Here is a 25,898-nt window from a genome sequence, read left to right as displayed (position 1 = left end):
TACTCTTGCTGGAGGCTTGTTGCGAGGAAATTCTCTTGAGAATACTTTTATTAATCTTAATGATAGCGATCGCTCTATTCAAATTGACATTCATTAGTCCAGCACTAGCTGCCGAAACATCCAACGGTGCTAAAATTTTCGAGGCTAACTGCGCTTCTTGCCATATAGGTGGCGGTAATATCCTTATTAGCCAGAAAACCTTGAAAAAGGAAGCATTGTCAAAATACCTAGAAAATTATAATAGCGACTCAATCGAGGCGATTATCCACCAAGTCCAAAATGGTAAAAATGCCATGCCTGCCTTTAAAGGAAAGTTAAGTGCTGAAGAGATCGTAGAGGTAGCTGCTTACGTTTTTCAGAATGCAGAACAAGGCTGGTAAGCTAGCTCTCAATTGTATGGAATATATCGCTCTTACGGGCATAGCAATACTTATACGTGTCAATTTAGAGCCAAAGTGAATAAAACTTACGGCTACACAAACTTAGCTACAGAAAGCAGACTAAAGAAAATTTGAAACCCACGTAAGTGGGTTTTATTTGTATAGATGCGGTTTATAACCGCCCTTTTACCTAGTTTTTAATCCCAAATCACCAGCAAGTGATTATTTTTCTGGATTAGACTTGTCTCTGTTTTCCTTGACTTCACGCAACCGTTCTACTAATTTTTTATCAGATTCAGTAGAGGGTGTAGCCTGGATCTTATTGACTCTTGGTAGTACTAAGGGTTCCGAAGTCTTAGCTGCCGATGAAGGTGTAAGATTATTTCTGATTTGCAATTCAGATAATGGTTTGGGGGTAGCTGTCGGTGTTAACACAGGCTGATTGCTATTTACTCCCGGTGCAGCTAATGGCTTAAGAATAACTGTCGATGAAGGTGATATCTGGTTATTTCTGATTCGCAGATCGGGAAATGGTTTAGAAGTAGCTGCTGGTAAAGGGGTAAGCTGATTGTTATTGATGCCAGGTGTAGATAATGGAATAGTCCCAGTGCTGTTGCTAGTATTGTTTTGAAAATTTAGGTTAAATGGATAGGAACTGATCCGTTTATCTCCCTTGGGGGATTGCTTGTTGAAGTATTCCCTAGCTTTTAATTGCAATTCCGGGGAAACTAGCTTGTCTTGAAACTTGATATCTAGAACCTTACCATCAGGATCTACCACTAATACACCCAAAACAGAGCCTTGAAGATTTGGCTTATCTGTGGGTAATGTTTGGCGAATGACTGGTTTTTGTTCTGCGTTGGGGTATTGTTGCTGAACTTCTTTTCTCAGGTTTGCGTAGGAATCTAGCTGTGCAATTGCCAACTCAGTCCCTTTTCGAGATAAATCAGGCGCTTGTGACGTGGTTCCCCTAATTAGGGTTAAGCTATCCCCAGCCCTTGGAGCTTGTTTTAAAGAATTTATGAGCTGGTTTTGAGCCATAGGCTTAGACGTATTATTAACCGGCTGCGTTATTTGTGGAGCGATATTTCCCTGTACTGGTGTAATAGGGTTACTGTTAGAAAGGTTCTGAGATTGAGCATTTTGCAGAATATCATTAGGTATTTGCTGCGACTGCAATACTGGCAACCTATTTACATCTAACGGCTTAGATGCCTCGTATTTGGTATCAGTGACATTTACACGAGGAACTGATGGAGTAAATTTGGGGCTGCTATTGAATTTAGAGTTGTCAAATTTAGAAGCATCAAATCGCAAATTATCACTAGGAATCATCCGCAAAGACTGTCTTGTAGGCAATGAGGAGACTCGATAGTTATTCGAGGATGGGGGTAGCGGAGGCAGTACTAGTTGGCTGCCGGATGGCGGTGCTGCCAATGGGGGCAATCCAGCTTGGGCGCTAAAGTTGGACGCAGAAAGTGGCGCTATTGGAGGAAGTTGTTGTAAACCAATTTTGGGGGTGCTTTCTGGTAAACGACTTTGATCCGCTTGGCTCAATTCCAAAAGCCCGACGCTTTTTGATGCTGCTGTATCTTTGGGTTTGCTAGAATCCATAGGCATCAATGGCACAATCATAGCGATCGCACCGTGGATACCAAGAGAAGCTATAGCTGCTATCCCAATTGGCTGGCTTAAGAGTTCTGGTATATTTTTAAACAAGGAGACGTAAGACATAGTTGTTATCGTTCACTCGGCTCAGTTGCAGTTGACTAACGATTTTCTCTTCCCGACTATATTGCAAAATATCGCAATATATGCATCTCTCTAAGGAAATAATAATTTCCTCTCATGGCAACGAAAACGCCAAAATTGCCATTTATTCAGGTTTGTAATTGTTTAATAAGGCTGGTTCATATCTTCAAATTTGAGCTTGCTAAAGAGATATTTGAAAAATTACTACTTTTGATTTGTTATTTTTATGACGCACACAATTAAAATTAATATCTGGGATATTTATTAAAGTTGAAGTCAAGATACAAGTCTGAGTAAATCAAAACATCTGCTGAAGTCGCCTTGTTTTTTTAAGCTTTTCCAGTCAACTAGGCTTCTGTAACAGATGGCACATTTGCTTGTCCGAGACTAGTGCCTATGTGAGAATACTACCACATCAGCAGCCCCGAAAACTGTTGTAAATTGTACAATTTTATTGACATTCTAGTCCTAAACCCCACCAAAGCTATTTGGGTTTTTATAAAAGGAGTTCAGCTGTGCGATCGCAATTATAGCTTTTGACTTTTGACTACTTCTTTGTAAAAAAGTTTCAAACCTTCAATCATTGCCTCAAAAATTTAAAATGCCGTTACCGACAGTTATTGTACCGGGATATCTAGAAAGCGCGATTGCTTACCGCCAACTAGAACAATCCTTACAACAGTTAGATTTTCCCACGGTTACAGTACCACTGCGACGGCGCGACTGGCTACCTACTATTGGCAGAAGACCTGTAACACCGATTCTACAAAAACTCGACCTGACAATCAAGCATACATTGCAGCAATATAATGCTACCCAAGTTAACTTAATTGGTCACTCAGCCGGAGGTTGGATATCCCGCATCTACATGGGAGAAAAGCCTTATATGGTAGGCAGTAACGCTAAACCCTCGCTTTGGAAAGCGCATCCTTTGGTTGCAACTCTCATCACCTTGGGTACACCCCATATTAGCCAAGAACGCTGGACACGCTCAAATCTAGATTTTGTCACCAAAAACTACCCAGGAGCTTTTTATAAAAACGTTCATTACGTTTGTGTGGCTGGTAAAACTATCTTTGGCCAAAAGCGGCGTGGTAGCTGGTTAGCTTACAGTAGTTACCAATTAACCTGTGGTAAGGGCAACACTTGGGGAGATGGCATCACACCAATTGAAGCTGCTCACCTGGAAGGTGCAGAAAATCTGGTAATTGAAGGTGTAAGACATTCTCCGAGAAGTCCTGGAATTTGGTATGGCTCACCAGAACCCTTAAAAGCTTGGGTGCAATATTTGAGTCATTAGTCATTAGTCATTGGGAATTGGGAATTGGGCATTGGGCATTGAGCATTGGTTTATCCCTTCTCACTCCTTACTCAGCACGGGCTAAACCTTAGCTATCCGCTAACAGCACTCAGCACTGATAAAGGGCATTGGGCTAATTAGCTTATCGGAAATATTAAAAAAATTTATTTTTATTTGAGAAGTGAAACATATATTAATATTTCTTAGTTAAAATTAGAAAGGAATAAATACCTAGTTAAGAACAGGAGGGGTGAGCTATGCAAAGCACCCAGTTCGATAGGATTATGCGACGAATAGCGACAATATTGTCAGTCGTGATTTTGACTTTGTGCTTAATTTATGTTTCTACGGGAGTTTTGCTTTCTTTTTACTATGAACCGACAGCAGGCGGTGCTTATAACTCCTTAAAGATGATTAATACACAAGTACCATACGGATGGTTATTTTGGAGAGCGCATAACATTGCTGGTAACGCGGTAATTGCGATCGCTCTGATTCAAATTGTGGTGATGTTTTTAAGTCGCCAATTCCGCAAGAGTTGGCTAACTGCTTGGATTAGCGGGATTTTGTTGACCTTAAGTGCGATCGGGCTGGACTGGACAGCAATGATCCTAGATTGGACTCAGGAAGGATACTGGCGTTTTAACATTGAATTGGGAACCATCGAAGCTATTCCTTTTATTGGTGGACAACTGCGCGAAATCCTAACTGGGGGTGGAGCGATTAACACAGTTACTGTCGAACACCTTTACACAATACACAGTTATCTAATTGCGGTGGCGACGCTAATTCTTGCCATCGTGCATTTATCTGCTTTACTGTGGCAGGAATGGCAAATGTATCAAGAAGCGCCAAGACCAGAAATTGGTAATTTGCAACAACCACCAGAAGGCGAATTTATTCCTTCCCAAAGTTAAAGAAGAGGCAGGGAGCAGGGGGCAGGGGAGCAGCGAGCAGAGGACAGAAGCCCATAAATAAATTTAGGGGCTTGATCTTTGACGCATTATTTCTTGTGCCATGCATCTTGAAATAAATATTTAACATTAAGCATAAATAGATTTATTTCCTTTGAAACCCTCTCTTGCTGAGAAATTCCAGCATCCTCTCCCCTACTCCTCTGCCTCCTCTGCCCCCCTGCCTCCTGCCTCATCCCCCAGGAGCCTCACTAGCGGACAATTGAACGAGGGATAGGTCTTCAACCTCCGCTAACTTTTCTAGAGAGAGGGGAGTAGATTGGGTAGCACCAGATAAACGTTTTAAAAGGCTCGGTCTGGGGTCATGTAATAGGTAAATAATGCGATCGCCAATTTCCCAATCTTGGTTAACTGGCATTACCTGTAAGCGTTCTTCTCGTTCTACCAATAACGGTATCAACACCCCAGTCCGAATTTTTTCTTGAATGCGATCGCACTGAGTGGAAAATTCTAGCTCATTTAGCGTAGTTGTTCCCAGTTTGACTCGCCCATCATTTAAATATTCATTCCAAGTTTTAATCGCTAAGTCTGGGATAAAAGCTTGATTAACTTTATTACTAACCGAAATACTCGCTTGCGGATCGCGGGGAAAAACAGCTAAGACACGCGGGGGCTTAAATTCCTCGGCTGCTCGTTGAGCCAAAACAAAATTCACCTCGCCATTACTTGTCATCGCCAAAAAAGTCCCCATCGAAGCAAGTCCTGCCTCTTCTAAAATAGCAGCATCCAGTCCACTGCTGGCAATCACTCGCAGATTTTGTGCCTCAGCTTGAACAAGACATTCGGGGTCAGTATCAATCATGACCACATTTTCTCCCCGTTCTTGAAAGAACCGGGCAATCAAAAGACTCAATGAGTTACAACCCACAATCACTACCCCGGTTACGTCCTTGGAGGTAATTTGCAGCCATTTGGCAACCCAGCCAGCTGTTAGCCCTTGGCAGACAACAGTCATGATAATTGTCAGGAAAACTAAAGCTTTAATGGAATCACCGCCGTTAATGCCACGCTGGGTAAGGGAGATTGCAAAAAAAGAAGCTACAGAAGCCGCAACAATTCCTCTAGGAGCAACCCAGCTTAAAAATAGTTTCTGTCGCCAATTTAAGTCACTGTTCCAGGTACACAACAGGATATTAATCGGGCGAACGACAAACATTAATACCAAAACAGTGAATAAACTACCCCAGCCCAAAGCAAACACACTGGCAATAGATAGATCGGCAGCTAATAAGATAAATAGCACTGAGACGCTGAGAATTGTTAGCTGACCCTTAAAGCTGCGTAACAGTCGTTCTTCTGGGACTGAGGAGTTAGCAAAGACTGCTCCTGCAACAACTGTTGTCATGACTCCCGATTCACTGCGGATCATTTGCGATAAGGCAAACAGACCCCAAAGTATCGCCAACACCACTAAGTTTTTTAGCTCGAATGACAGAAAGCTGGCACGTTTGAAAATCAAGCTCATCAGATAACCGCCAGCACCACCAATTGCTGCACCAACACCCAGGCGTATTAATAAACCAACGATCGCATTAATTGGATCGGCATCGCCGTTCAAAATGGTATCGAGGACAACGAAGGCGAGAATCGCTCCTACAGGGTCAATTAAAACCCCTTCACCTTCCAAAAGTGTTGCTACTTGACGATCTACATTGATTTGTTTAAGCAAAGGGCCAACGACGGTTGGGCCTGTCACCACAATGATGGAAGCATAGAGAAAAGCTATATTCCAAGGAAATTCACCCAGCCAGTGAGCAGCCATACTGCCACCAAGTAGTGTGATTAGCGTTCCGAGAGTGACGAGCAATTGTAAGCTGACTGAAACCCTGCCTAACTCTCGCAGATCCAAATTAAGTCCGCCTTCAAACAAAATTATTGCAGTTGCTAGAGCGACAATAACTTCCACTCCAGTGCCTAGCAAATGGGGATGCAATAGCCCTATGCCATCAGAGCCGAACAATATGCCTAACAGCAATAACAAGACGATGCTGGGTATGCGAAAGTATGCAGCCAGCACTTGAGCGCTAATGCCTGCAAAAACAGCGATCGCCATCTGTAGGGTAATTTCAAAAGATGCTTCCATGTTGTAGATTTTGAGCGATTTATTTCAAAATCTTTGGTAAAAAATCGTAGATATTAACTCTACAGGGTACAACATCATACCCTTTTGTCCCTGGCAGAATTTACCGTTTTTTCTATCTGAGCTTCTCTCGAAGTTCCCAGCATCTTGCGGCTTCCCATAGGAGCTTCTACGAAATTCTTTTTGCTTCTGCATCTCTTTGTATCCTTTTCAAGCTTTAGCCACCACCCAGTTTAGCTGCCAAAAACTTTTTTTCGCAAAAACTGTTGACAATAGCCAGGAAATTAGTTAATTTATAAAAGGTCTGAGTCCGATGCCCCCATCGTCTAGAGGCCTAGGACACCTCCCTTTCACGGAGGTAACGGGGATTCGAATTCCCCTGGGGGTACTTAAAAAAGTAGAAGCATGTCTTTCTACAAGTTAATAAATCAAAACGAGCGTTCAGAATAATTTTGAACGCTAGTTTAGTTATATATACGGTTGTTTGCTGGCTAACTCTTCTACACGTTGGTGAATAGCAACAAGATTCAACCGTAGGTCTTTACTCAGGCGGTTTTCAATGATTCCCACTGGCATGGTGAGTTTAGGCCAAACTTGAATTGTGTAGCAAAGATTTGTTCCTATATACTCACCAAGGGAATAAGGCTCTAAACACCAGCTACCAGAAAAACCTTTAAAATCTCCCTCTACCATCCGAAAATTAATTTCTTTGGGGAAGGATTCTTCCAAATCTAGAACCACCCGCGCTGAAAAGTTGAAATTTAGTAAGCGCTGGGAGCCTACTTGCTCCAGTCTAATTCCACCATTGGGATGCTCGATTAGACGACTCTTAGCGAGGTTGGGGAGAAAGTCAGGTAAGGCTTCATAATCTGTGAGAACCTTCCAAATTTTTTCCACTGGTTGGGGAATTTGGACTTTGGCGCTGATTTGTCGCTGTCGCTCTGCTATTTTCTGAATTTGAACTTCTACCTTAGCTGCCAAAGCGATTAGATCAGCGCTCAAATCTCCTTCAAGATCGGTGTCATCACTAGGAGACTGGAAATCAAGGTTCTCTGTTGGGTTCTGTTCTTTAGTCACATTAAGAATTATGGTTTGCTTTCGTCAGAAAATTGGGGCAGAGTCAGGGTGAAGCAAATTTCGCTCTGTTCAGAATCCGAGATTGGGAGACTTTCAACTGTGATCGCTCCATTCAAATGCTGCACTAAAGACTTGACTAGAGCAAGTCCCAAGCCAGTCCCTGGAGTCCAACGCCCTTTTCCACGACGGAATTTGTCAAAGATGTAGGTTGCTTCTTCTTGGGAGATGGCGTGTCCTGTATTCGTCACCTTTATGATAACTTGATCGATTTGTTGATCGACTCGGTGAACAGCTTCTAAATGGACGCTGGTATCATGCTGCGAGTATTTACAGGCATTAGTTAACAACTCTTGCAGGATGCGGTCAAAACTCTCCAGTTCCGTTTGCAGTTTTAGGGATTCCTCTGGTAAATCTACAGAAATCTTTAATCCCTTCTCTGCGAGTTTCTTCTCAAAAGCTACTGTTATATCCTGAATTCTAGTATTTAAATCTATAGATTCTAATTGTGGAGCTTCGTGAGGCGACTCTAGTTTCTGGAGTGTCAACAAGTCATTAATCAAGTTGATTTCCTTGGTGCATTCCTGCTCTAGGATATCCATGTATCTAATTTGACGCTCTGGTGCAATTCCTGGCAAACGTAAGTTCCGAATGGACATCAGCATATTTGTCAAAGGATAGCGCAAGCGATCGCTCATGTTGCTCAAAAATTCATCTTTGAGTTCATTGAGTTTCCGCAGCTGCTCTACATATTGCCGGGTTCTTTCATGCAACTTTGCCTGGAGCTCCAAACTACTCTGGAGTTTCGCTGTCCGCTCATCTACCAAAGTTTGTACTTGGCGCAATGTCTGTGACTGAATTATGGCGTTACTTACTTGAGCGCAAACCATTTCCACAAGATTTAATTCGGCTGCTTGCCAACTGCGAGTGGTCGCTTGCTGTAGCACCAAAAATCCTAAGATTTTACCTTGACTTTCTAATGGCACTAATAAAACCGCTGGCAATTGCTCTATTGCAAATAATGGAGCAGCTACCGAGGTATCATTTTGCTCTGTATAATTATCGAAGATTACTGCTTTTCCAGAATCTATGAAGGGACGCTGGCATAAACCACACTCCGAAACCAAGAAGGACTGCTGATCTAAAGTTTCTGGTTTAGTAGTGCGGGAAATTTGTGTTGCCTTCGCCCATTCACCAACCACTCTAGCTTTCGCTTTGGGAATTTGTTTTTTAGCTTGAGTCCTAAATAGTGGATCAGTATATTTTAGTAGTATAAGTAAACCTCGGTCTGCCTGTAGAGATTCGGCAGTAGAGGCGATAACTAACTGGAGCATTTGATTAAGCTCCAAGTTACTGCGATTCAATAATGTTAATTGCTTGATCAAGCTTTGATACTGATCGCCTTTTTGGAGATATTGTTGTTGATGAGTAATTAGTTTAGCTTGTGCCACTTGAGAAAATGCGATCGCACAAGCAGACTCTACTTCTTTGAGCAACTGTTTTTCTGATTCACTCCAATCATAAGGTTGGAATTTAATCAGACTAATCACCCCATTATTATTTCCACCAAACCTGGTGGGAATTGCCAAAACAGCTTTTATGGGTAGGGGTAAATACTGACAGCCAATTACCAAACTTTTCTGAATGATGGAAATATCTTCAATAGTCAATGGTTCAGCAGCACATTGCAGCACTGGGGAGTGCATAAGCAATTGTTCCATCGAAAACATCTCTTCTGGATGTGGCAACCCCAGATATTGATCGGCACACCAATTCATAGTAGTTGCTTCGTCGGATGTTTCACCCGTTACTGAAACTAAGCAGCAACAATCTACTTCAAAAGCTGTTCCTAGTAATTGGGCAATATCTTGCAACATCACAGCCGTAGGTGAGGTATTGGCAATGATTTGGTTAATCTTTTGTACCAGCTGGTGGCCAGTTTCTTCCTGATGCTGCATCAGCTTGACTTTGTAAGTTTGTAGTCGATCTATGTCATCTACGTACTCTGTCGGCGACCATAAAGGCTTTTTCATTCTTGGCACGCCCTCGGATAATAAATCCATTGTTTTTGCACCCAACCCATTGGCATATTCTTCACCGTTAGTTGTGTTGCGACACCTTGATAATTGACAAATCTTATATGAATACTTTCTCTCACCTGTTATAGCCCTTTTCTATGGCAGATGGCCAAGTTGCTGCTATATAAAGCAAATTGCTACATAGGTAGTGAGATACTTAGAATATTCTAAAATGACCCAGCCTGATTATTTTTGGCTGCTTTATCTTCTTTATATTGAGATAATTAACTAACTTTGATTTAGAATATCCTGTCTGTAAGTATACATAAACCGTAAATTCTCTGGAATCTCAAGAAAATCCCCCAGTCATGGCCGTAAAAACACTGGATTGATTTTAAGATTTTTGTAAAATTTTGTTTTTATTTTAGTCCTTTAAGCAGCTATCCTTTGCTCTGTGTTGCTTTCAATCAAATATAACGAAGCCAGAGCGTCAAACCAATTTTGGATTTTGGATTTTGGATTGAAAGAGACTACTCTCTTAGCTCAGAGCGGGGTATGAACCAAAAAATCTAAAATATAAAATTCGTATCCCCTCAGAATTTACTTTTATTAAGCTACAAATCTTAACAATAAATCTTACTTATTCGAGAAAATAAAGCTAAATGCTGAATGCAGCCCAATTATTCAGTAATAAGACTTACGTACTGAAAAGCTGAAACCTCGTTTGCATAGCCCCACTACCCTCTAACAAACGCCAATTGCTCAACTTAGGGATACCCAAGTTGAGCAATTGGTTTCCCTTAAACAGGGGGTATCTTAATAGCCCCCTTTTTAAGGGGGTTGGAGGATCTCTTGTACGTCAGCCCTAAATAAAATAACTAGGCTGCATTGCCTGAATTAAGACTATCCAGCCAAACTCTCGACACTTAGAGGAACCATATCGCCATTTCTCGTCAGTCCTAACAGCATTGGTTCTTGGGGTTGAATTAGTTGACCTGTTAGTACACAACGTTCTTCTTGCTGGGCTGTGGCTGCTATGCTAGCTCGAATGTCCGCTCGGGAAAATCGAGGCTTCCATTCACCTGATTTTTGTTGGACATAATTCCAAAGAATATCTCGAATCAGAGCTTGATATCCCTGATTTCCAGCTATTTCTTTGAGCTTATCTTTGAGTTCTCGCTCTAGGCGGATGCTGGTAACTTCCATATCGGTGGTTGGGGTGCGGGCGATCGTATGCATCACTATTTCTCCTTGAAACTATAGACAGGATAGTAATACAAGTGTAGTATGTTTAAAGGAATGTTCAATAGGTGAAATTTTCTGTGAAATCCATTTTCCCCATCTCTACTTCAATTTTGTGCGCTACCAATTGCCGAGCCAGTTGGGAATCAGCTGCTATGGAAGTGGAGTATTTATTTATGGGCGATGGTAGCCGAAATTATGGGCAAATCACAGAGGGTAATTATGATTTTAGACATCTCAGCATAAGTGGGTTGATTGCGAAACCACAACTAGATGAAGAAAGCGGGGGGTACAGGCAAAGGAATGCTGTACCAATATGAGACCAGAAAGTTTTCCGGTCAATTCTAACCCCCGCTTCACCCAAACAGGAAGCGGGGGTTTTTTTATAAGGAGTGAAGCTGTGACGATATCTTCTGGTGCGTCAGCTACGCGAACAATGCGCGGCGCGAACGCAATGCAAGTGTTAGAGCAATCTGTGGTGGTGTTTTCTCAAAATTACTTGCCACTGTGTCGGATCAATATCAAGCGGGCGATTGTGCTGTTAGTAACCAACAAAGCTCAACCGTTAGGTTTTACCACAGAAGGCGGATGGCAAGTTCACTCACCCAACTTAGTAATTGATGTGCCAAAACATATTCGCTTAACAATCACTTCTAATGAGCGGATGTGGAAAGTTCCGCCAGTGAATCGGCGGGAAGTGTTGCGGCGAGATCATCACAGTTGCCAATATTGCGGTAGCGGCAAGCATCTAACACTAGATCATGTGATGCCGCGCTCAAGAGGCGGTTCTCACACTTGGGATAACGTAGTCACAGCTTGTGAGAGATGTAACTCCCGTAAAGGCGATCGCACCCTGTTTGAATCTGGTATGCAATTACGTACCAAACCAAAAGCGCCAATTCACCCCGCGATTTCTTTTGCCGAACAGTTTTGGATAGATATGCAAGCAAGCCTGGAATAGCAGGAGAGCATAAGGAATGCTGAAATTAACTTACACTGAAAGCAGTTTTGATTTGGAATGTCTCACTCTGTCGCTAGAAGAATGGGTAGCGCAGCGAGTGATTTTGGCCCTGCGAGTTGGGCAAAGTTTGTGCATTGAACCCAGTACTGCTTCCTTTTTGCTGCCTGTTGATTTGCCAGGAGTAGAAGTGCTTAAGGCTGAGGTAAAAAGAGATGACAGAGAAATCATTGCCCTCTGTGCCTCTGATACCCAATATATGGAAGTCACTCTGCAAGGTTCTTGGCTATCAGATAGTTCTAAGGATGCTGTAGGTGTGTTTTTCACCACTATGAGCGATCGCGCTGAGTTCTTTTTGCACAAACTTTGGCAGGAAGCTCAAGCTTGTGCTTCTGTCATGAGTGAATAAACGAAATAGTAGGGTGAGAATTTCTCACCCTTTATTGCGCCATTTGTAGCAGTTCGGGAATTGTCACAAATCGATAGCCTTGTTGTTTGAGTCCACTGATGATTTGTGGCAAAGCTTCTACTGTTCTTCGGCGATCGCCACCACCGTCGTGCATCAAAACAATAGAACCTGGTTTCGCGCCTTTCAAGACATTATTTACAAATGCTTGCGGTTTGGCGTGAGGATCGGTATCAGCTGAAGTTAACGACCACATAATGACAGCATTTTTCTGGCTTTTCGCATAAGCAGCTAGTCCGTTGTTTAAAAAGCCTCCAGGAGGACGAAACAGAGCAGTTTTCACCCCTGTAGTTTTGTATATCAGGTCAGATGTGCGATCGATTTCACTCTTGGCTGTGGCTTCATCCATTCGCCGATACCAATGATGCCAAGTATGGTTGCCAATGGCGTGCCCCTCGGCTACCTCTTGTTTTGCTAGGTCAGGGTTGGCTTGTAAGGCTTGTCCTACCCAAAAGAATGTTGCTTTAACATCATTTTGCTTGAGGATATCTAGCATTTCTAGGGTTGTCTTTGGCCAAGGCCCATCATCAATGCTGAGAGCAATAACCTTTTCGTTGCTGCTGAGTTGAACCTTATAAACTGTTTTTCCTTGAAATTTAGCTGGGACTGTAAATGTAGGGTTTTCTACTTTAGCTGATGGCGGTAGTTGGACATTAACTAGGCCCTTTGCTGGATCTTGAACTTGTGCAGTATGGCTTTTGCTCACTGGCTGGTTCAACCCCAATTGTGGGGAGGTGCCTGGAGCAATACTACAAGCTGTAATCGTAGAGGCGATCGCGACAATACTAATTATCTGTTGTCGCTTGAGGTAGTTGTCTGTCACGTCAGGCTTTTAAAGATTCACCCAATCATAAGCTGTAGTTTGACTTTTCAGAGGGTTTAGCAAGCTCAAATATAAGTGCAGAAGCTTTTCTAGACAATTTCAAAAAAACTTTCTAAAACCCCTTGACACCTCTTGTAGTATTTTGTAGTATATTTGTAGTAAAGCGAAAGACAAAGCTTCTCAAGAGTCAAATTTATGTTCTACATACAACTAAAGGACAGGCGTTGGAATAAACCAGAGTTCACAGCCAACAAAGCTACTTTTACTTGCAAACCATCGGCAGTAGAGGTAAAAAACGAAAAAAGTTCTAAGTTTACACTCATTAAAACCACTGAATACATCCGTAATACAAAACAGGCTTGCTACCTAGAATTTCGGTTGTTTTCTTAACAGTTTCTAACAGTAAAAAGTCAATTATCTGAACCTTGAAAACTAAATAAGAAATGGGCAAGTTCACCAACAAAATCTGTGCCTAAAAACTCAAATTTTAAGCACAGATTTAAAAAATCGGGGTGTAGCTCAATTGGCTAGAGCGTTCCGTTGTCTGCGGAAATGTTGCGGGTTCAAATCCCGTCACCCTGGTTGTAGTCCTGTAGGCAAATAGTTTAAGCCGTCAGTTTCTCAAACTGAAGATTGCGAGTGCGAATCTCGTCGGGACTCCCAAATGGCTGAGTAGCCAAGTGGTCGAAGGCGTTGCTCTGCAAAACCGATATCGTGAGTTCAAATCTCACCTCAACCTCTGGTGCGATCGCAGCGTAGCTTAATCAGCAAAGCCCCAGGTTCATACCCTGGTATATGCGGGTGCAAATCCCGCCACTGCCACCAAATGCAGGGATGGTGTAACGGTAACACCTCGTGACTCCAAATCCGATGTTCTAGGTTCAAATCCTAGTCCCTGTGTCAGACAATTTTAGATTAATAAATTTAATCCAAAATCTAAAATTCGGTAAATTATGCCCTCGTGGACGAATGGTTAAGTCAGTGCTCTTTCAAAGCACAGATGCGAGTTCAATTCTCGTCGAGGGAATGATTATGGGTCGGTGGCCGAGTCTGGTTGAAGGCGACAGTCTGTAAAACTGTTCTTTTTTGCACGCAGGTACCCTGCGGGAAGCAAGCTACAAATCCTGCTCGACCCACTATGGAGAGGTGGCTGAGTGGCTCAAAGCGTCCTCCTGCTAAGAGGAAACGGGTAGTTAATACCCGTCGCAGGTTCAAATCCTGTTCTCTCCGTTTTGAGAGTGTGGTGTAACTGGATAACATCTCAGTCTACGAAACTGAAGATTTGAGGGTTCGATTCCCTCCGCTCTCGTTGCACGATCTCTCCTCTCCCGGTAGCTCAGTTGGTAGTTAGCGCCTGTCTGTTCGCGAAGCGTGTCTGAAAGACAAGAACAGGAGGTCGTCGGTTCAATTCCGACCTGGGGGGCTTCGTTGCCTCATAGCTCAATGGTAGAGCAAGCGGCTGTTAACCGCGCGGTTGTAGGTTCGAGTCCTACTGAGGCAGCCATTCATAATTCGTAATTACTAATTCGTAATTCGTAATTAAATAGGGGTTGATACCCATGTTTTTATAAACGACTTTATATTAGCCAGGATTTAAATCCTCATCACAAAACATAATTACGAATTACGAACTACGAATTGTTTAATGCCGGGTGGACGAATTGGTAAGTCGCATCGCTCTGAACGATGAGGTTGCAGGTTCAAACCCTGCCCTGGCAATAAAGCCCTGTGGTGTAATTGGCAACATAGCACCCTTTGAAGGCGAAGATTCCAGGTTCGAGTCCTGGCGGGGCTGCCAAACTCTGCTCTTGTAGCCCAACTGGAAGAGGCTGCCGTCTCAAAAACGGTAAGTTGTGGGTACCCTGCGGGAAGCCGCTCCGCGTCTACGATTCCCACCAAGAGTACCAAAATTTGCTCCTGTAGCCCAATTGGAAGAGGTGACAGACTTAAAATCTGTTTGGTTGTGGGTTCGACTCCCACCAGGAGTACCAACGGGATGTAATTCAGTGGCCAGAAGCCATGCTTTGGGAGCATGGAGTCGCAGGTTCAAATCCTGCCATCCCGATATGCCCCTGTGACGGAACTGGCATACGTGCTGGAATCAGAGTCCAGATTTTGCAGGTTTGAATCCTGTCAGGGGCACTAAGCTCTCGTGGCGAAACGGAAGACGCACTAGACCGAGGATCTAGTTTTTTGCAGGTTCAAATCCTGTCGGGAGTACCAAAATATCTGGGTGTGACGCAGGTTAAATCCCTGTCACTCAGACTTTACCCTTGTAGCCCAACGGAAGAGGCGCTTCGCTTAGAACGAAGAGGTTGCTGGTTCAAATCCAGTCAGGGGTATTGGTGAATGTGCGGGGATAGAGCAACGGTGGCTCGTCAGGCTCATAACCTGAACATCGGCAGGTTCAACTCCTGCCCCCGTCACCAAAACAGTGCTGGTGTAGCTCAATTGGCAGAGCAACTGATTTGTAATCAGTAGGTTGCAGGTTCAATTCCTGTTACCAGCTTGATGCGGGTGTGATGTAATCGGTAGCATCTGAGTGCGCCATACTCAGTGCGTGTGTACTCTTCGAGAACGCTACGCGAACAAGTCCCTCCACTCGCTTGCGTAGTCCTGTAGCTTCAACGGTAGAGCAAGTGCCTTACAAGCAAGAGGTTGCAGGTTCAAATCCTGCCAGGACTACCAAATCTTGGGAGTGTAGCTCAATGGAATAGAGCTTCGAGCTTCTACCTCGAAAGTTGTGGGTTCAAGTCCTACCACTCCCGCCTATGGGTCTGTAGCTTAATTGGTAAAGCGTCTAACTGGCTGTTAGAAAGTTGTCGGTTCAATTCCGACCAGTATCCACCAAATATGGGGTCATAGCTCAAATGGCTAGAGCGCCTGCCTTGCAAGCAGGAGGTTATGGGTTCAATTCCCATTGATTCCACTAATGGTATCTGAAGCCAAAGTGGTCGAGGCACTGGTTTGTGGAACCAGTCATAGCGGGTTCAAGTCCCGTCAGACACCCTTGAATGGAAGATGCTGCTGAATGGTCGGCAACCAAGCTTGAACCTTGGAGTACAGGCAACTGTAGGGGTTCGATTCCTCCATCTTCCTCTTTTTCCACCTGGAGCCGAAAAGCGAGGCGCTGTGCTGATAACACAGAAATAGGAGGGGCAGTACCTCCCTGGTGGATTTATATCTAGTGTTGGTGTAGGGCTTGCGATGTAAAAAATATATGATCGCACCGACTCATTTCTTAAATTAACTAGGGTGGTTGGCATACCGGCTGTGCAGCGAGCTTTTAACTCGCAGAAATAGGTTCGACCCCTATACCACCCACTAAACAATTAAAAATTTAAAATTAAGAATTAAAAATTGCAATCTTAGTTAGCCTTTTGGCAATTGCTAATATGCAACTTGAATGCGCGTTGGGTTATGAATAGCAACTAGCGATCGCTAGTTGAGCATGTTGCAATAATATATCTTTATCCAAAGCATGTATGGGATATTGCGGTGTTACTGCCAGTAGTTTCTCAATTCTTTCTCTAGCTGCTTCTACGACTGCTTCATCTAAGCTACCGTTACTGAGCGAATCAGCAAAATCTTCAGCAATCCGATAAGTTCTTTCAATAGATGATGAATTGATATTGCGCGAGACAATGAACAGGTCACAGCCTGCATGAAATGACCGCGCCACAGTACCAGCTTTCATAAACATATCTGAGATCGCTTTCATATCCAAGTCGTCAGATACAACCACTCCCTGAAAGCCAAGTTCTTCCCTAAGTATGATTTTGAGGATAGGCTGGGATAGCGTTGCTGGTAAATCTGCATCTATCCTAGGAAATAAAATATGGGCAGTCATGATTAAAGGAATCTGTACTTCGATTAGGGCTTTGAAAGGTACGAGTTCTCGAAGTCGCAGGTCTTCTAAAGTTAAATCCAGTATTGGTAGCTCAATGTGAGAGTCTTTGCTAGTGTCTCCATGTCCGGGGAAGTGTTTGGCGCATCCCAAAATTCCTGATTCTTGAAGTCCAAGGTAGTAGTCACGGGCATCTTTTGCGGCGATTTCGGGAGTGTTACCAAAGGCACGAGGCCCAATGACAGGGTTGTGGGGATGGGAAAAAACATCTGCTACAGGAGCCCAGGATAAATTTATTCCCAGTGATTTTAGTTCTATTGCTGTGGCTTTTGCTACTTCGCGGGCGTGCGATCGCAACAACAATGCATGAGGAAATCGCGTAATTGGCATTGGTGTGCGAATGACACGACCTCCTTCATGATCCAGAGTCATAAACATTGAATCACGTTCAGCATATTCTCGTATCTGGCTGTTTAAATCCTTGAAGCTTTCTAGCCAAACTTGATATGGAACGCAATCCAAAAAGTTTTTAGCAAAAAATATCACCCCAATCGGCTTTAATTCACTGAGTGCGCGTTTATCGTCATCGCTTAGTGTAGGGCCGGAAATACCTAAAATCAGGTGATTTCCAAAGTGTTTTAGCTCCTGCGAACCACTCATAATTTTTTACCTAACTGAGGTGTTTAATAGCAATCTATAATCAGTAACCTAAATATTTTCTCAGATTTAGATGCACGGATTACCAAAGAAATCAACTACTTTTGACATTACCTATTTCCTGTCAAAGGAATTACTTTTGTCTCATTAAATTTTCTGCACCTAAATCTAGATGAAATACTTGCTAAAACCTATTGCCAACAATGGTATTAGTAATTTTGTTGGGCAGTTGTGCGTAGGTAAAATTCCCTTTGATCAAAGTTTTTTGGGGAAGCGATCGCACAATAATCGTCAAATGTAACAGATTGCAACGTATAATGAGAACGATAAAACCGTTAAGAAATATTGAAGGGCATTAGGGTTAAATGCGAGTAGCGATCGCGGGTGCTGGTCTAGCAGGACTTTCCTGCGCGAAATATCTCACGGACGCAGGTCATACTCCCATTGTCTTGGAAAGCCGGGACGTACTGGGTGGTCTGGTTGCGGCGTGGAAAGACTCTGACGGCGACTGGTACGAAACCGGGTTACACGCCTTCTTTGGGGCATATCCTAATATGCTCCAATTGCTCAAGGAGTTGGGCATTGAAGATAGACTCCAGTGGAAAGAGCATACACTGATTTTTAATCAACCAGACAAGCCTGGAACACTTTCACGTTTTGATGTTCCAGATATTCCATCTCCTTTCAACGTCATAGCATCGATTCTTCGCAACAAAGACATGTTGACTTGGGAGCAGAAGATTCGATTTGCCGTTGGCCTCCTTCCCGCAGTGGTTAGGGGTCAGAAGTATGTCGAAGAAATGGACAAATATAGCTTCTTAGAGTGGTTGAAAAGGCAAGGTGTTGACGAGCGGGTAACTAGTGACGTTTTTATCGCCGCATGTAAAGCACTCACCTTTATCAATCCTGATGAAGTTTCCGCAACGATTCTCTTAACTGCACTAAATCGTTTTTTGCAAGAACGATATGGCTCCAAGATTGCATTTTTAGATGGTTCTCCCACAGAACGTCTATGCAACCCGATTGTAGATTACATCACAGAACGGGGTGGAGAAGTGCGGCTAAATGCCCCTTTGAAAGAAATTTTGCTCAACGCCGATGGCACGGTGAAGGGATACTTGATTCGAGGGTTAAATGGGGCAGAAGATGAAGTGATTACAGCTGATTCGTATGTATCTGCCATATCGGTTGACCCTTTAAAGGTCATGTTGCCTAAACCTTGGAAGCTGATGGAGTTTTTTCAAAAGCTAGAAGGTTTAGAAGGAGTACCAGTGATTAACCTCCATCTGTGGTTTGACCGGAAACTTACAGAAATTGATCACCTACTTTTTTCGCGATCGCCCCTCCTAAGCGTTTATGCTGATATGAGCAATACCTGCCGTGAATACGCCAACCCCAATCGCTCAATGCTGGAATTAGTTCTAGCTCCGGCAAAAGATTGGATTGCCAAATCCGATGAGGAGATTGTGGCTGCAACGCTTGCTGAATTGGAAAAACTTTTCCCCGACCACTTTGGGGGAGACAATCCAGCAACATTGCTGAAATCTCATGTGGTGAAAACGCCGCGTTCAGTTTACAAAGCGACCCCTGGTCGTCAACAGTACCGTCCCGCACAAGTTACGCCCATTGCCAACTTCTATCTCGCCGGAAGTTATACCATGCAACGCTACTTAGGCAGTATGGAAGGTGCCGTACTTTCTGGTAAGCTGACAGCGCAGGCCATTTCTGAGGCTCTCCCGGTAGCAAATTCCTCAAACCTGCAAATGCTCACCCGACCGCCCGCAACGAATGCTGCAACTGCCTGATTCCCCCCCGCGCATGAAAACGCTGGTCTCTGTAGACGAGTCATACAAACTTTGCCGACATCTCACAGCAAAGTATGCCAAGACTTTTTACCTGGGTACTTTGCTCATGAGTCCGGTAAAACGTCAATCTATTTGGTCAATTTACGCTTGGTGTCGCCGTACAGATGAATTGGTAGATGGGCCCGCATCTGCTATTACCACGCCAGAAACCCTAGACCTATGGGAACAGCAGCTGGAATCGATTTTTGCGGGACGACCATTAGAAAATTACGATGTCGCTTTAGTTGATACCCTCCAGCGCTTTCCGATGGACATTCAGCCCTTTCGGGATATGATTGCCGGTCAGCGCATGGACTTATATCGCAGTCGTTATGAAACCTTTGAGGATTTATACCTCTACTGTTACCGCGTTGCTGGCACTGTTGGCTTAATGTCAACAGAAGTGATGGGTGTAGATAGCACCCTATACACCGCTCCGTGGCATCAGAACAAACAACCATATCTTCCCACAGAAGAAGCGATCGCTCTGGGAATTGCCAATCAACTCACTAACATCCTGCGGGATGTGGGAGAAGATGCCAAACGGGGGCGAATCTACATTCCCCTTGAGGACTTGGAAAAATTCAACTACACCGAGCAAGACTTCTTCAAAGGTGTGGTAGATGATCGCTGGCGGGCGCTGATGCGCTTTCAAATTGAACGGGCCCGCCAATTCTATACCACGTCAAACCAGGGAATAACTTATCTAGCATCCGATGCCCGTTGGCCTGTATGGGCAGCATCAATGCTGTACGGCCAGATTTTGGAGGTGATTGAACGCAACGATTACGATGTGTTCAGTCGGCGGGCTTTCGTTCCCCAGTGGAAAAAGTTACGCACCTTGCCCTTAGCTTGGATGCGATCGCAAGTCCTTTAAAAAATTAGTCATTTGTCCCTAGTCCCTAATCCTTAGTCTTTTATAAATGACTAATAACCAATGACAAATGACAAATGACTATTGACTCTTAAAAGCAAGTCTGCTAACATTGATATTCGTGAGTCATGGAGAGGTGGCTGAGTGGTCGAAAGCGGCAGATTGCTAATCTGTTGTACGGCAGGCAACTCCGTACCGAGGGTTCGAATCCCTCCCTCTCCGTTTTCCAAGTTTTAATACACAGAAAGTATTCTGTGTAAACTAAATTATAGACGTAAACATTTCTACTCCCAAAGATGGATGATATGATTTATCCTTTGGAGTCTTGATAAGATTCAACTAACTTACAAATTTAGTTTGAATCTTAATTTTAGGCTCCTAAATATTTGAGGAGTGAAAGTGATTTATGAGAAAAATTAGTGCCGCCTTAACCTTGAGTCTAGCTGCCATAGCAACAGGATTCCTAGTTGGGGCTTGTGGTGATAGTAGTACCCCTAATGGTACAGCTACCACCGGAAGTAGTGCGACCCCAGCAGCAAACTCAACTACGACAAGCAGTGATAAAGGGCTAAAAATTGGTTCCCTACTACCGACGACAGGCGACTTGGCTTCTGTCGGACAGCAGATGCTAGGTTCTGTCCCTTTACTTGTCGATACAGTCAACGCTTGCGGTGGGGTGAATGGCGAACCAGTTAACTTGGTGCAAGTAGACGACCAAACTGATCCGAAAGCGGGTGCTGCCGGTATGACCAAACTAGCAACTTTAGATAAAGTAGCAGGTGTAGTTGGTTCCTTTGCCAGTAGCGTTTCTAGTGCCGCAGTCTCCATTGCTACGCCGAATAAAGTTATGTTGGTTTCCCCTGGTAGTACCAGTCCCGTGTTTACTGAAAAAGCCCAAAAAGGCGACTTTAAAGGCTTTTGGGCGCGTACCGCTCCCCCTGATACCTACCAAGCACTAGCTTTAGCCCAACTTGCCAGAAAAAAAGGTTTCAAGCGAGTTTCTACAGTCGTGATTAATAACGACTATGGCGTTGGCTTTGAAAAAGCATTTGTGCAAACTTTTGAAAAATTAGGTGGAACCATCGTTAATAAAGATAAGCCTGTGCGCTACGACCCGAAAGCGCAGACATTTGATACAGAAGCGGCGGCTGCCTTTGCTGGTAAGCCAGATGCAGTTCTAGCTGTACTTTACGCCGAAACTGGCAGTCTGTTCTTGAAAGCCGCTTATCAGCAAGGTGTAGCTAAGGGAGTGCAGATTCTGCTCACAGATGGAGTGAAATCACCTACTTTCCCAGAACAAGTTGGCAAAGGCAGTGATGGTAAATATATTTTAACTGGAGCGATCGGTACAGTACCCGGTTCCGATGGTAAAGCACTAGAAGCTTTTAACAAACTGTGGAAGGATAAAAAGGGTAATGAACCAGGGGAATACGCCCCTCAAGCTTGGGACGCGGCTGCTTTATTGACATTGGCCGCACAAGCTGCTAAAGAAAATACAGGCGTTGGAATAGCCGGTAAAATTCGTGAAGTCGCTGATGGCCCTGGCACAGAAGTTACCGATGTCTGCGAGGGACTGAAGTTACTCAAAGAAGGTAAAAAGATTAACTATCAAGGAGCTAGCGGCAACGTAGATGTTGATGCTAACGGCGATGTCGTTGGTGTATACGACGTTTGGACAGTAGGAGATGATGGCAAAATCAAGGTAATTGACAAAGTTACCCCCAAGTAGAAAGTTAGGAATTAGGAGTTAAGAGCTATTAATGAAATATTACTAACTCATAACTCCTAACTCTTATAATCCAGTGAAGTTATAACCAACTCCTAACAATAAGCCAATATCAGTTTGATCGAAAAATCCCGCATTGACAGAGGCTGTTGCTGTGAATTGAGGAGTTAAAGGCACATCAATGCCACCAGATACCAAAAAGGCAAATTGCGAATCATCACCAGTTTTGTAAGCTGCACCAACTCCAACGTAAGGTGCGATCGCTAACGGTTCGCTAAAAGCATCTGCTGATTTGAAGGTAAAATCGTAGGTGATCGGAAGCAAAATTGTAGTGTTGTCGCCAAATACGGCTGAGGGACGTACCGATATAGAATTTGTCAGTCCGACTTTACTAACTACTGCAAAGTTACCATCGCCCAAAGACGAGCTACCATCACCACTCAAACCAATGTTAGCAGCAACGCCAATATAGCTACTGCCACCACGGGTTGTTCTGCCTAAATCAATATCCGATTGCGCCACTTTGGTAGCAGATGGTTGAGTAGTCGTTTGAGAAGTCGGTTGGACAAACTCAGAGGTGAGAGTCGCAGACGAGGTTGCCACTGTGCCTGGAACTGGTGTAGACGTTGCACTGCCATTTTCCTGTATTACAGGATTTTGGAGCTGCTGTACCTCAGCTAAATTTGTGGCTGTAAATGTTTCAGTTGTCTCTGTAGAAAGATTTTGGTTTACAGTGTCTAGTTCTGTACTAAACTCATTGGGAGACGCTACGGTTGCGGGAGAGTCAGTTAATGCCTGACTGCTTACCTTGTCTACTGTCTGGGCACTTGCAGATAAGCCGCTACTCAGAACTACAAGAGCAGCTATACCTGGCAACCAAAAAACACCTTTACGAAGAAAAATAGTATTCACGTTCACTCCTAAAACAACATTGCCACGAAAAATAAAGGTTTTTGTTGATTTAAGTCAACAAATTCCGGCAATACTCAAAATTTAACACCAAAAAATCGGATTTCACATCCTTACTTTGCTGGATATATCTATGGTCATAACGCACCAAAAATCTAGAATAGTGCGTTAACCTACGGGATAAGACACCCTACACAACTAGGTTTTTAGGACTTATGTGTACACCGTAGTACAGGGAACATGGAGATATAGGAAAAGGGCTTACCGTCGAGTATGCTTGTTTTATTTACGCCATGCAGGACTATGAATTGCGGTTTGTAACAAAAAAAGTGAATTGTGAAGCAATATTACGAATTTTGCAAAAATATTTAGAAATTGTCTACAAAGCAAACATGGTTCTAACGTAGAACCTATATAGGAGAGACTTGAGGCAAATGTGATGAGCGGAAATAATATTCAAAAGTATCGGTTTGTCTGTACACTGACTTTTGGTGATATCTACGGTCAAATAATTGTTTGGTTAATTACAATTACCCTAAGTTTGGCATCTGCCTTGGCGCTGATGGGTGCGAAGCGTCCTGTGTACGCTTTAGCAACTGCGGGTTTGGTCGTTCTGCTATCGCTACCTTTCTTGTTGTTTGCGTTTGTCACGACCTTGTTAAATCATATTGAAGTCACTCCTGTAGGGCCGGGAACTAAAATGGAACCCATACCAGGTAATGTGTCTCAGCAACAACCTGTGCAAGCAGCTAGCTAAAGAGTTAGGTCTTCATTCCTAACTCTTCACTTTTAATTTAAAAATTTGTAATAACATCCCTGTCTATAGGCAGGGAATTTTTTTGTAGAGATGCCACGGAAATCGCAGCAATGCACTGCCTGATTAATCACATCTCTACAATAGAACAGCAGTGCTTTGCAATCAGGGGACTAATTATGCTGGAACACGATGTAATTATTGTTGGGGGTGGGTTGGCGGGATGTCGGGCGGCGGTGGAAATTGCTCGCACTGACCCTAGTTTGAATATTGCTGTGGTTGCGAAAACACACCCAATTCGTTCCCATTCGGTGGCGGCTCAAGGTGGTATGGCTGCGTCGCTAAAAAATGTTGATTCCCAAGATAGTTGGGAAGCACATGCTTTTGATACTGTCAAGGGTTCTGATTATTTGGCAGACCAAGATGCTGTGGCAATTCTCACCCAAGAAGCGCCAGATGTGGTAATTGATTTGGAACATCTCGGCGTTTTGTTCTCTCGCTTACCCGATGGTCGCATTGCCCAACGAGCTTTTGGCGGGCATTCCCACAACCGCACTTGTTATGCTGCCGATAAGACCGGTCACGCGATTTTGCACGAATTGGTTAACAATTTGCGGCGTTATGGAGTGCAAGTTTATGAAGAATGGTATGTGATGCGTCTCATTTTGGAAGAAAATGAGGCCAAAGGTGTGGTTATGTTCCATCTTTTGGATGGACATATAGAGGTGGTGCGAGCTAAGGCGGTGATGTTTGCCACTGGAGGCTATGGCCGCGTTTATAATACTACCTCTAATGATTACGCTTCTTCGGGTGATGGTTTAGCAATGACTGCGATCGCTGGTTTGCCCCTCGAAGACATGGAATTTGTCCAATTTCATCCCACTGGTTTATATCCCGTAGGGGTACTAATTTCAGAAGCGGTAAGGGGTGAAGGGGCGTATCTAATCAATAGTGAAGGCGATCGCTTTATGGCGAATTATGCCCCCAGTCGTATGGAATTGGCTCCTCGTGATATTACCTCACGCGCGATCGCTTATGAAATTCGCGCCGGTCGTGGTATTCATCTTGACGGTAGTGCTGGTGGTCCCTTTGTCTATTTGGATCTCCGCCATTTGGGGAAAGAAAAAATTATGAGTCGCGTCCCCTTCTGTTGGGAAGAAGCGCATCGTTTGGTGGGTGTTGATGCGATAACTCAACCAATGCCAGTCCGTCCGACAATTCACTATTGTATGGGTGGTATCCCAGTTAACACCGATGGGCAAGTCCGCAGTAGTGGTGATGGCTTAGTTGATGCTTTCTTTGCGGCTGGTGAAACATCTTGTGTTTCCGTACATGGTGCCAATCGCCTTGGTAGTAACTCTCTGCTGGAATGTGTCGTTTATGGCAAGAGAACTGGGGCAGCGATCGCCAAATTTGTCCAAAAACGGAAGTTGCCCTCTGTAGATGAGCAACGCTATGTAACCCAAGCCCAGCAAGAAATTCAAGCTTTGCTAGAACAACCAGGAGAGTATCGCATTAACCAAGTCCGTCAAGCCTTCCAGGATTGTATGACTGAGTACTGTGGCGTTTTCCGCACAGAGGCATTAATGAGTGAAGGGTTGCACAAACTAGAAGAAATCCAACAGCGATATCCACAAATTTATTTAGATGATAAAGGTAGTTGCTGGAATACAGAACTCGTGGAAGCCTTAGAATTGCGAAGTTTGATGATAGTGGGACAGACTATTTTGGCATCAGCGCTGAATCGTCAAGAAAGTCGTGGCGCTCATTTCCGCGAAGATTATTCGGAGCGAGATGATGCCAACTTTCTGAAACACACAATGGCTTACTATTCACCAGCAGGAATTGACATTCAATATCGTCCGGTGGCGATTACTATGTTTGAGCCAAAAGAGCGGAGATATTAACCAAAAGAAAACTTCTTCCTCTTTTCTTGGTAGATAAATCGAGGGGACTATAAATATTTTGTCTACCTCGATTAACAAATAGTTTACCTTTGTCATAATTCTATTCAAAAAAACTATGGAGTATCACCTATTGATGGGACTGCTGGACCTAAGACTTTGAGTAAACTCAGCGAGGTTATAAAACAAAAACAGATGGATTTTAGTGATAGATAGATTTAGTATTTATTCTATGATGCAGAACCTAAACCCGATGACCAAATAAATATTGAACTAAAGCAGTATATTTTAAACATAGAAAAAAGGCAGAAGCGTT

General features: G+C 43.7%; 20 protein-coding genes and 30 tRNA genes. 42 read left to right on the top strand and 8 right to left on the bottom strand.

The genetic code is table 11. The features are described 5' to 3' along the window. Positions 1 to 35 precede the first annotated feature (35 nt). The gene (gene petJ, locus IQ274_RS23030) at positions 36 to 380 is read left to right on the top strand and encodes a cytochrome c6 PetJ (RefSeq protein WP_194143521.1); all 345 of its coding nucleotides are present in this window, start codon (positions 36 to 38) and stop codon (positions 378 to 380) included. A gap of 222 nt (positions 381 to 602) precedes the next feature. Here petJ and IQ274_RS23025 read toward each other — a convergent pair whose 3' ends face one another. Then, positions 603 to 2,114 (bottom strand): hypothetical protein, encoded by a 1,512-nt coding sequence (locus IQ274_RS23025; protein ID WP_163931613.1) that lies wholly within the window; start codon positions 2,112 to 2,114, stop codon positions 603 to 605. Between the two features lie 619 nt (positions 2,115 to 2,733). Between IQ274_RS23025 and IQ274_RS23020 the strand changes: the two genes are divergently transcribed. Both IQ274_RS23020 and IQ274_RS23015 read left to right on the top strand, forming a co-directional pair. After that, entirely contained in the window at positions 2,734 to 3,432 is a 699-nt protein-coding gene (locus tag IQ274_RS23020) for an esterase/lipase family protein (RefSeq protein WP_194143520.1), read from the top strand. A gap of 257 nt (positions 3,433 to 3,689) precedes the next feature. Continuing rightward, positions 3,690 to 4,349: a cytochrome b N-terminal domain-containing protein gene (locus tag IQ274_RS23015; protein ID WP_194143519.1), complete on the top strand. Its 660-nt coding sequence runs from the start codon at positions 3,690 to 3,692 to the stop codon at positions 4,347 to 4,349. Positions 4,350 to 4,578: 229 nt separating this feature from the next. Here the strand turns inward: IQ274_RS23015 and IQ274_RS23010 are convergent, their stop codons facing one another. Continuing rightward, positions 4,579 to 6,489 (bottom strand): cation:proton antiporter, encoded by a 1,911-nt coding sequence (locus IQ274_RS23010; protein WP_194143518.1) that lies wholly within the window; start codon positions 6,487 to 6,489, stop codon positions 4,579 to 4,581. Positions 6,490 to 6,801: 312 nt separating this feature from the next. Between IQ274_RS23010 and IQ274_RS23005 the strand changes: the two genes are divergently transcribed. Next, positions 6,802 to 6,874, top strand: a tRNA-Glu gene (locus tag IQ274_RS23005). Positions 6,875 to 6,954: 80 nt separating this feature from the next. On the opposite strand, the gene IQ274_RS23000 is transcribed toward IQ274_RS23005, so the two are convergent. The 3 genes from IQ274_RS23000 to IQ274_RS22990 all read right to left on the bottom strand — a co-directional run bounded on the left by IQ274_RS23000 (position 6,955) and on the right by IQ274_RS22990 (position 10,817). Then, complete coding sequence (locus tag IQ274_RS23000) at positions 6,955 to 7,563, bottom strand: SRPBCC family protein (RefSeq protein ID WP_163931624.1); 609 nt, start codon at positions 7,561 to 7,563, stop codon at positions 6,955 to 6,957. Between the two features lie 8 nt (positions 7,564 to 7,571). Beyond that, positions 7,572 to 9,593: a GAF domain-containing protein gene (locus tag IQ274_RS22995; protein ID WP_194143517.1), complete on the bottom strand. Its 2,022-nt coding sequence runs from the start codon at positions 9,591 to 9,593 to the stop codon at positions 7,572 to 7,574. Between the two features lie 888 nt (positions 9,594 to 10,481). Continuing rightward, on the bottom strand, positions 10,482 to 10,817 hold the full coding sequence (locus tag IQ274_RS22990) for a hypothetical protein (RefSeq protein WP_012409307.1): 336 nt from the start codon (positions 10,815 to 10,817) through the stop codon (positions 10,482 to 10,484). Between the two features lie 71 nt (positions 10,818 to 10,888). Here IQ274_RS22990 and IQ274_RS22985 point away from each other — a divergent pair, with 71 nt between their 5' ends. From IQ274_RS22985 to IQ274_RS22975, 3 genes are all read left to right on the top strand, one after another. Next, positions 10,889 to 11,140, top strand: a complete 252-nt coding sequence (locus IQ274_RS22985; RefSeq protein ID WP_012409306.1) for a hypothetical protein — start codon at positions 10,889 to 10,891, stop codon at positions 11,138 to 11,140. 134 nt (positions 11,141 to 11,274) lie between these two features. Continuing rightward, positions 11,275 to 11,781 carry an HNH endonuclease gene (locus IQ274_RS22980; RefSeq protein WP_163931652.1) on the top strand — a complete coding sequence of 169 codons (507 nt, stop codon included), beginning with the start codon at positions 11,275 to 11,277 and terminating at the stop codon, positions 11,779 to 11,781. Positions 11,782 to 11,797: 16 nt separating this feature from the next. Next, the gene (locus tag IQ274_RS22975) at positions 11,798 to 12,187 is read left to right on the top strand and encodes an alr0857 family protein (protein ID WP_012409304.1); all 390 of its coding nucleotides are present in this window, start codon (positions 11,798 to 11,800) and stop codon (positions 12,185 to 12,187) included. 31 nt (positions 12,188 to 12,218) lie between these two features. Here IQ274_RS22975 and IQ274_RS22970 read toward each other — a convergent pair whose 3' ends face one another. Then, positions 12,219 to 13,067: a polysaccharide deacetylase family protein gene (locus tag IQ274_RS22970; RefSeq protein ID WP_194143516.1), complete on the bottom strand. Its 849-nt coding sequence runs from the start codon at positions 13,065 to 13,067 to the stop codon at positions 12,219 to 12,221. 508 nt (positions 13,068 to 13,575) lie between these two features. On the opposite strand from IQ274_RS22970, the gene IQ274_RS22960 reads away from it, so the two are divergent. The 28 genes from IQ274_RS22960 (at position 13,576) to IQ274_RS22825 (ending at position 16,391) form a co-directional block, all read left to right on the top strand. Continuing rightward, positions 13,576 to 13,649: transfer RNA gene (locus IQ274_RS22960), tRNA-Asp, on the top strand. 4 nt (positions 13,650 to 13,653) lie between these two features. After that, positions 13,654 to 13,730: transfer RNA gene (locus IQ274_RS22955), tRNA-Glu, on the top strand. A 3-nt stretch (positions 13,731 to 13,733) separates the two neighbouring features. Further along, a tRNA-Cys gene (locus IQ274_RS22950) sits at positions 13,734 to 13,806 on the top strand. Between the two features lie 10 nt (positions 13,807 to 13,816). After that, positions 13,817 to 13,892: transfer RNA gene (locus tag IQ274_RS22945), tRNA-Met, on the top strand. A 3-nt stretch (positions 13,893 to 13,895) separates the two neighbouring features. Beyond that, positions 13,896 to 13,967 (top strand) — tRNA-Trp (locus tag IQ274_RS22940). A gap of 56 nt (positions 13,968 to 14,023) precedes the next feature. After that, positions 14,024 to 14,094: transfer RNA gene (locus IQ274_RS22935), tRNA-Glu, on the top strand. Between the two features lie 7 nt (positions 14,095 to 14,101). Further along, positions 14,102 to 14,203 (top strand) — tRNA-Tyr (locus IQ274_RS22930). A gap of 4 nt (positions 14,204 to 14,207) precedes the next feature. Beyond that, positions 14,208 to 14,297 (top strand) — tRNA-Ser (locus tag IQ274_RS22925). A gap of 4 nt (positions 14,298 to 14,301) precedes the next feature. Further along, positions 14,302 to 14,376 (top strand) — tRNA-Arg (locus IQ274_RS22920). Between the two features lie 16 nt (positions 14,377 to 14,392). Continuing rightward, a tRNA-OTHER gene (locus tag IQ274_RS22915) sits at positions 14,393 to 14,490 on the top strand. A gap of 6 nt (positions 14,491 to 14,496) precedes the next feature. Beyond that, positions 14,497 to 14,571: transfer RNA gene (locus IQ274_RS22910), tRNA-Asn, on the top strand. A gap of 142 nt (positions 14,572 to 14,713) precedes the next feature. Next, positions 14,714 to 14,786 (top strand) — tRNA-Gln (locus IQ274_RS22905). Between the two features lie 3 nt (positions 14,787 to 14,789). Continuing rightward, positions 14,790 to 14,865, top strand: a tRNA-Gln gene (locus tag IQ274_RS22900). 6 nt (positions 14,866 to 14,871) lie between these two features. After that, a tRNA-Leu gene (locus tag IQ274_RS22895) sits at positions 14,872 to 14,974 on the top strand. A 6-nt stretch (positions 14,975 to 14,980) separates the two neighbouring features. Continuing rightward, positions 14,981 to 15,058, top strand: a tRNA-Leu gene (locus tag IQ274_RS22890). A gap of 1 nt (position 15,059) precedes the next feature. Beyond that, positions 15,060 to 15,132: transfer RNA gene (locus tag IQ274_RS22885), tRNA-Pro, on the top strand. Between the two features lie 3 nt (positions 15,133 to 15,135). Beyond that, a tRNA-Leu gene (locus IQ274_RS22880) sits at positions 15,136 to 15,209 on the top strand. A 4-nt stretch (positions 15,210 to 15,213) separates the two neighbouring features. Next, positions 15,214 to 15,290: transfer RNA gene (locus IQ274_RS22875), tRNA-Leu, on the top strand. Between the two features lie 46 nt (positions 15,291 to 15,336). Further along, positions 15,337 to 15,409: transfer RNA gene (locus IQ274_RS22870), tRNA-Leu, on the top strand. Positions 15,410 to 15,419: 10 nt separating this feature from the next. Then, positions 15,420 to 15,496: transfer RNA gene (locus IQ274_RS22865), tRNA-Met, on the top strand. Between the two features lie 7 nt (positions 15,497 to 15,503). Beyond that, positions 15,504 to 15,576: transfer RNA gene (locus IQ274_RS22860), tRNA-Thr, on the top strand. Between the two features lie 103 nt (positions 15,577 to 15,679). Beyond that, positions 15,680 to 15,755 (top strand) — tRNA-Val (locus tag IQ274_RS22855). A 6-nt stretch (positions 15,756 to 15,761) separates the two neighbouring features. After that, positions 15,762 to 15,835 (top strand) — tRNA-Arg (locus IQ274_RS22850). 5 nt (positions 15,836 to 15,840) lie between these two features. Continuing rightward, positions 15,841 to 15,917: transfer RNA gene (locus IQ274_RS22845), tRNA-Ala, on the top strand. Between the two features lie 5 nt (positions 15,918 to 15,922). Then, positions 15,923 to 15,996, top strand: a tRNA-Ala gene (locus IQ274_RS22840). A gap of 5 nt (positions 15,997 to 16,001) precedes the next feature. Then, positions 16,002 to 16,077 (top strand) — tRNA-His (locus tag IQ274_RS22835). 6 nt (positions 16,078 to 16,083) lie between these two features. Continuing rightward, positions 16,084 to 16,166, top strand: a tRNA-Ser gene (locus IQ274_RS22830). Between the two features lie 154 nt (positions 16,167 to 16,320). Continuing rightward, positions 16,321 to 16,391 (top strand) — tRNA-Lys (locus IQ274_RS22825). A gap of 94 nt (positions 16,392 to 16,485) precedes the next feature. On the opposite strand, the gene IQ274_RS22820 is transcribed toward IQ274_RS22825, so the two are convergent. Then, positions 16,486 to 17,574 (bottom strand): glycoside hydrolase family 3 N-terminal domain-containing protein, encoded by a 1,089-nt coding sequence (locus IQ274_RS22820; protein WP_194143514.1) that lies wholly within the window; start codon positions 17,572 to 17,574, stop codon positions 16,486 to 16,488. 169 nt (positions 17,575 to 17,743) lie between these two features. Between IQ274_RS22820 and IQ274_RS37460 the strand changes: the two genes are divergently transcribed. From IQ274_RS37460 to IQ274_RS22800, 5 genes are all read left to right on the top strand, one after another. Then, complete coding sequence (locus IQ274_RS37460; protein ID WP_265578564.1) at positions 17,744 to 17,872, top strand: hypothetical protein; 129 nt, start codon at positions 17,744 to 17,746, stop codon at positions 17,870 to 17,872. Positions 17,873 to 17,936: 64 nt separating this feature from the next. Next, positions 17,937 to 19,376, top strand: a complete 1,440-nt coding sequence (gene pds, locus IQ274_RS22815; protein WP_194143513.1) for a 15-cis-phytoene desaturase — start codon at positions 17,937 to 17,939, stop codon at positions 19,374 to 19,376. Then, positions 19,360 to 20,292 (top strand): 15-cis-phytoene synthase CrtB, encoded by a 933-nt coding sequence (crtB, locus tag IQ274_RS22810; RefSeq protein ID WP_012409300.1) that lies wholly within the window; start codon positions 19,360 to 19,362, stop codon positions 20,290 to 20,292. Before pds ends, crtB begins: the two co-directional genes overlap by 17 nt. Positions 20,293 to 20,419: 127 nt before the next feature. After that, positions 20,420 to 20,511: transfer RNA gene (locus IQ274_RS22805), tRNA-Ser, on the top strand. 184 nt (positions 20,512 to 20,695) lie between these two features. Further along, a complete protein-coding gene (locus IQ274_RS22800; RefSeq protein WP_163931639.1) occupies positions 20,696 to 22,018 on the top strand; it encodes an ABC transporter substrate-binding protein in 1,323 nt (440 codons plus the stop codon). A 63-nt stretch (positions 22,019 to 22,081) separates the two neighbouring features. Here IQ274_RS22800 and IQ274_RS22795 read toward each other — a convergent pair whose 3' ends face one another. After that, complete coding sequence (locus IQ274_RS22795) at positions 22,082 to 22,927, bottom strand: hypothetical protein (RefSeq protein WP_163931643.1); 846 nt, start codon at positions 22,925 to 22,927, stop codon at positions 22,082 to 22,084. 436 nt (positions 22,928 to 23,363) lie between these two features. Between IQ274_RS22795 and IQ274_RS22790 the strand changes: the two genes are divergently transcribed. Both IQ274_RS22790 and IQ274_RS22785 read left to right on the top strand, forming a co-directional pair. Beyond that, positions 23,364 to 23,681: a hypothetical protein gene (locus tag IQ274_RS22790; RefSeq protein ID WP_114084056.1), complete on the top strand. Its 318-nt coding sequence runs from the start codon at positions 23,364 to 23,366 to the stop codon at positions 23,679 to 23,681. A gap of 176 nt (positions 23,682 to 23,857) precedes the next feature. Beyond that, positions 23,858 to 25,585, top strand: a complete 1,728-nt coding sequence (locus IQ274_RS22785; RefSeq protein WP_194143512.1) for a succinate dehydrogenase/fumarate reductase flavoprotein subunit — start codon at positions 23,858 to 23,860, stop codon at positions 25,583 to 25,585. The last annotated feature ends 313 nt before the right edge of the window (positions 25,586 to 25,898 follow it).

Source organism: Nostoc sp. LEGE 12447, assembly GCF_015206985.1.
Classification (GTDB): domain Bacteria; phylum Cyanobacteriota; class Cyanobacteriia; order Cyanobacteriales; family Nostocaceae; genus Nostoc.
Note: the sequence above shows the minus strand (reverse complement) of the source record. Positions and strands in the feature narration are given on the sequence as shown.

Coding starts and splice junctions, on each gene's coding strand:
- IQ274_RS22790 (WP_114084056.1), top strand. CDS start 23,364: ATGAGCGGAAATAATATTCAAAAGTATCGGTTTGTCTGTACACTGACT.
- IQ274_RS22980 (WP_163931652.1), top strand. CDS start 11,275: ATGCAAGTGTTAGAGCAATCTGTGGTGGTGTTTTCTCAAAATTACTTG.
- IQ274_RS22785 (WP_194143512.1), top strand. CDS start 23,858: ATGCTGGAACACGATGTAATTATTGTTGGGGGTGGGTTGGCGGGATGT.
- IQ274_RS22820 (WP_194143514.1), bottom strand. CDS start 17,574: ATGAGTGGTTCGCAGGAGCTAAAACACTTTGGAAATCACCTGATTTTA.
- IQ274_RS22995 (WP_194143517.1), bottom strand. CDS start 9,593: ATGAAAAAGCCTTTATGGTCGCCGACAGAGTACGTAGATGACATAGAT.
- IQ274_RS23015 (WP_194143519.1), top strand. CDS start 3,690: ATGCAAAGCACCCAGTTCGATAGGATTATGCGACGAATAGCGACAATA.
- IQ274_RS23020 (WP_194143520.1), top strand. CDS start 2,734: ATGCCGTTACCGACAGTTATTGTACCGGGATATCTAGAAAGCGCGATT.
- IQ274_RS23025 (WP_163931613.1), bottom strand. CDS start 2,114: ATGTCTTACGTCTCCTTGTTTAAAAATATACCAGAACTCTTAAGCCAG.
- IQ274_RS22975 (WP_012409304.1), top strand. CDS start 11,798: ATGCTGAAATTAACTTACACTGAAAGCAGTTTTGATTTGGAATGTCTC.
- crtB (WP_012409300.1), top strand. CDS start 19,360: ATGCTGCAACTGCCTGATTCCCCCCCGCGCATGAAAACGCTGGTCTCT.
- IQ274_RS37460 (WP_265578564.1), top strand. CDS start 17,744: ATGAAATACTTGCTAAAACCTATTGCCAACAATGGTATTAGTAATTTT.
- IQ274_RS22990 (WP_012409307.1), bottom strand. CDS start 10,817: ATGCATACGATCGCCCGCACCCCAACCACCGATATGGAAGTTACCAGC.
- pds (WP_194143513.1), top strand. CDS start 17,937: ATGCGAGTAGCGATCGCGGGTGCTGGTCTAGCAGGACTTTCCTGCGCG.
- IQ274_RS22800 (WP_163931639.1), top strand. CDS start 20,696: ATGAGAAAAATTAGTGCCGCCTTAACCTTGAGTCTAGCTGCCATAGCA.
- IQ274_RS23010 (WP_194143518.1), bottom strand. CDS start 6,489: ATGGAAGCATCTTTTGAAATTACCCTACAGATGGCGATCGCTGTTTTT.